The 4322-nt window shown below is 73.1% G+C and carries 3 protein-coding genes; all 3 read left to right on the forward strand.

The features are described from left to right. Nucleotides 1–1684 (forward strand): urocanate hydratase (hutU, locus tag FNH04_RS42195; RefSeq protein ID WP_407704180.1); only part of this gene is annotated, 1684 nt, incomplete at its 5' end. Nucleotides 1685–1764: 80 nt separating this feature from the next. Beyond that, nucleotides 1765–2973, forward strand: a complete 1209-nt coding sequence (locus FNH04_RS42200) for an allantoate amidohydrolase (RefSeq protein WP_152791535.1) — start codon at nt 1765–1767, stop codon at nt 2971–2973. Then, on the forward strand, nt 2970–4307 hold the full coding sequence (locus tag FNH04_RS42205; RefSeq protein WP_322725441.1) for a formimidoylglutamate deiminase: 1338 nt from the start codon (nt 2970–2972) through the stop codon (nt 4305–4307). The genes FNH04_RS42200 and FNH04_RS42205 overlap by 4 nt, the downstream gene beginning before the upstream one ends. Nucleotides 4308–4322 lie beyond the last annotated feature (15 nt).

Here is a 4322-nt window from a genome sequence, read left to right on the forward strand (position 1 = left end):
CCCTCAAACGAGGCCCTACGGGCCGCCCCCTGGTCCTGTACGAGCCCCGCGCGGTACGGAACTGAGCGCCCTGGGATGGCAGCAGGAAGCCGCGCTGCGCATGCTGCAGAACAACCTCGACCCCGAGGTCGCCGAGCACCCCGACAAGCTCGTCGTCTACGGCGGCACCGGGAAGGCCGCCCGTGACTGGCGCTCCTTCGACGCGATGGCGCGGACCCTGCGGACGCTGAAGCAGGACGAGACGATGCTGGTCCAGTCGGGCCGGCCGGTCGGTGTCATGCGGACCCACGAGTGGGCGCCGCGCGTGCTGATCGCCAACTCCAACCTGGTCGGCGACTGGGCGAACTGGGAGGAGTTCCGCCGGCTGGAGGCCCTCGGGCTCACCATGTACGGGCAGATGACCGCCGGGTCGTGGATCTACATCGGCACGCAGGGCATCCTGCAGGGCACGTACGAGACGTTCGCCGCCGTGGCCGCCAAGAGGTTCGGCGGGTCGCTCGCCGGGACGATCACCCTGACGGCCGGGCTCGGCGGGATGGGCGGCGCCCAGCCGCTCGCCGTGACGATGAACGACGGTGTCGCGATCTGTGTCGACTGCGACCCGCGCGCGATCGAGCGCCGCATCGAGCACCGCTACCTGGACGTGAGGGCCGACTCCCTGGAGCACGCCCTCCAGCTCGCCGTCGAGGCCCGTGACGCCCGCCGGCCGCTGTCGATCGGCCTGCTCGGCAACGCCGCGGAGTTGCTGCCGCGCATGCTCGCCGAGGGCGCCCCCGTCGACATCGTCACCGACCAGACCTCGGCGCACGACCCGCTGGCGTATCTGCCGCTGGGCGTCGACTTCGACGACATGGCGTCGTACGCGGCCAAGGACCCCGCCGGCTTCACCACCCGTGCGCGCGAGTCGATGGCCCGGCACGTGGAGGCCATGGTCGGCTTCATGGACGCCGGTGCCGAGGTCTTCGACTACGGCAACTCGATCCGCGGTGAGGCGCAACTCGCGGGCTACGAGCGGGCGTTCGCCTTCCCCGGCTTCGTACCCGCCTATATCCGGCCGCTGTTCTGCGAGGGCAAGGGCCCCTTCCGGTGGGCGGCCCTGTCCGGTGAGGCCTCGGACATCGCGAGGACCGACCGGGCGATCCTGGACCTTTTCCCCGAGAACGAGTCCCTCGCCCGCTGGATCCGAATGGCCGGGGAGCGGGTCCACTTCCAGGGGCTTCCCGCGCGTATCTGCTGGCTGGGATACGGGGAGCGGGACCGTGCGGGCGAGCGTTTCAACGACATGGTGGCGAGCGGTGAGCTGGCCGCTCCGCTGGCCATCGGGCGGGACCATCTGGACTGCGGCTCGGTGGCCTCCCCGTACCGCGAGACCGAGGCCATGCTCGACGGCTCCGACGCGATCGCCGACTGGCCGCTGCTCAACGCCATGGTGAACGTGGCGTCCGGGGCGTCCTGGGTGTCCATCCACCACGGGGGTGGGGTCGGGATGGGGCGCTCCATCCACGCGGGGCAGGTGACGGTGGCCGACGGCACGAAGCTGGGTGGCGAGAAGATCCGGCGGGTGCTGACCAATGATCCTGGGATGGGGGTCATTCGGCATGTGGACGCGGGGTACGAGACCGCCGAGTCGGTGGCCGCCGAGCGGGGGGTGCGGGTCCCCATGCGTGAGGGTGACGGGTCTTGAGCCGGAGCAAGGGCGAGCCGGGCGGCGACTCTCCGGTGGAGGCCGGTGCGTCGTCGCCGACCGCGGGTGCGTTTCACCGGATGTGGCGCGAGCTCCAGCCCATCGGGCGGCATCCCGGCACCGGTGGTTACCGGCGGTTCGCCTGGGGCGGGGCCGATCTCGAGTGCCGTGACTGGTTCCGGGAGCAGGCCGAGGCCCGGGGGCTGGTGTACGAGCTCGACCGCAACGGCAACCAGTGGGCGTGGCTCGGGGACCCCGCGGCCGGGGACGCGGTCGTCACCGGGTCGCACCTCGACTCCGTGCCCGACGGTGGGGCCTTCGACGGGCCCCTCGGAGTCGTGTCCTCCTTCGCCGCGCTGGACGAACTCCGCGCACGCGGCGTGCGGTTCACCAAACCCCTCGGCATCGTCAACTTCGGGGACGAGGAGGGCGCCCGGTTCGGGCTGGCCTGTGTCGGGTCGCGGCTCAGCGCCGGGCAGCTCACCGTCGACCAGGCCCACCGGCTGACGGACGCCGACGGAGTCACCCTCCCGCGGGCCATGGAAGCCGCCGGGTACGACCCCGAGGCCATCGGGCCGGACCGGGAGCGGCTCGCCCGCATCGGTGCCTTCGTCGAGCTGCACGTCGAGCAGGGGCGTGCCCTCGACATCACGGGGGACCGGGTCGGGGTGGCCAGCGCCATCTGGCCCCACGGGCGGTGGCGGTTCGACTTCCGGGGCGAGGCCAACCACGCGGGCACCACACGGCTGGCCGACCGCCACGACCCGATGCTGTCGTACGCGGAGTCCGTGCTCGCCGCCAGGCGCGAGGCCCGGCTCGCCGGTGCCGTCGCCACGTTCGGCAAGATCTCCGTCGAGCCGAACGGGGTGAACGCCATCCCGTCCCTGGTGCGCGGCTGGCTCGACTCCCGCGCCGCCGACCAGGCGACCCTCGACACGGTCGTCGACGGCATCGAGCGGGCGGCCCGGGAGTACGCCGAGGCACAGGGCGTCCGGCTCGACGTAGTCCGGGAGTCCTTCACCCCTGTCGTCGAGTTCGACCACGCCCTGCGCGACGAGATCGCCCGCATCCTCGGCGCGGACGAGGACGCCGAGCTCAAGGTGCCCGTCCTGGGCACCGGTGCCGGACACGACGCCGGGATCCTCTCCGGCACCGTGCCGACCGCCATGCTGTTCGTGCGCAACCCCACGGGCGTCTCGCACTCCCCGGCCGAGTACGCCGCCGAGGACGACTGCGTGGCCGGGGTGACCGCACTCGCCGACGTACTCGAAGGGCTGGCCCGCAGGTGACGGAGACGACCTACTGGTTCGAACACGCCTGGCTGGACACGCATGTCGAGCCGGGAGTCCTGCTGGAGGTGGCGGACGGCCGGATCCGGGCCGTGCGCACGCGGACGCCCGCTCCACCGCCCGGAGCGGAGGTGCTGCGCGGGCTCACCCTGCCGGGGCTCGCCAACGCCCACAGCCACGCCTTCCACCGCGCCCTGCGCGCCACCGTCCAGGTCGGCTCCGGGACGTTCTGGACCTGGCGCGAGGTCATGTACGGCGTGGCGGGCCGGCTGACCCCGGATACGTACCACGCCCTCGCACGTGCCGTGTACGCGGAGATGGCCCTCGCCGGCATCACGGCCGTCGGCGAGTTCCACTACGTCCACCACGCCCCCGGCGGCACCCCCTACGCCGACCCGAACGCCATGGGCGAGGCGCTCGTCGCCGCCGCGGGCGAGGCCGGGATCCGGATCACCCTCCTCGACACCGCCTACCTGTCCGCGGGCTTCGGGCAGCCGCCCGACCAGCACCAGCTCCGCTTCTCCGACGGCACGGCGGAGGCCTGGGCGGAACGCTGTTCACTTCTCAAGGAACATGATCACGCGCGGATCGGCGCCGCCATCCACTCCGTACGGGCCGTACCCGCGGGGCAGTTGGCGACCGTGGCGCGGTGGGCCGAGGAGCGGCGGGCCCCGCTGCATGTGCACCTGTCCGAGCAGACGGCGGAGAACGACGCCTGCCGGGAGGCACACGGGTGCACGCCGGCCCGGCTGCTCGCCGACCACGGTGTCCTCGGCCCGCGCACGACCGGGGTCCACAACACGCACCTCACGGAGGAGGACATCGCGCTGATCGGCGGCTCCTCCACGGGCACCTGTATGTGCCCCACCACCGAGCGCGACCTCGCCGACGGCATCGGCCCCGCGACCGCCCTGCAGGGAGCGGGCTCGCCCCTCTCCCTCGGCTCCGACAGCCACGCCGTGATCGACCTCCTCGAAGAGGCCCGCGCCATGGAGCTGAACGAGCGGCTGCGCACCCGTACCCGCGGTCACTGGACGGCGGCGGCCCTCCTTCGGGCGGCCTCGGCCGACGGCCACGCGGCCCTCGGCTGGGACGAGGCGGGCAGCCTGGAGCCGGGCGCGCTCGCCGACTTCACCACGATCGCGCTCGACTCGGTCAGGACAGCGGGGCCGCTGCCGCGACTCGGCGCCGAGACGGCCGTATTCGCCGCGACGGCCGCGGAGGTGCGCCATACGGTCGTGGGCGGCCGCCACGTCGTACGGGACGGGGCGCACACCCTCGTACCCGACGTGCCGGCGGCACTGGCAGCGGCCGTCGAAGCCCTGCGCGGCTGACGCCCACCCCTACCC

Origin of the sequence: Streptomyces phyllanthi (assembly GCF_009377205.1) — a bacterium.
Lineage (GTDB): Bacteria > Actinomycetota > Actinomycetes > Streptomycetales > Streptomycetaceae > Streptomyces > Streptomyces phyllanthi.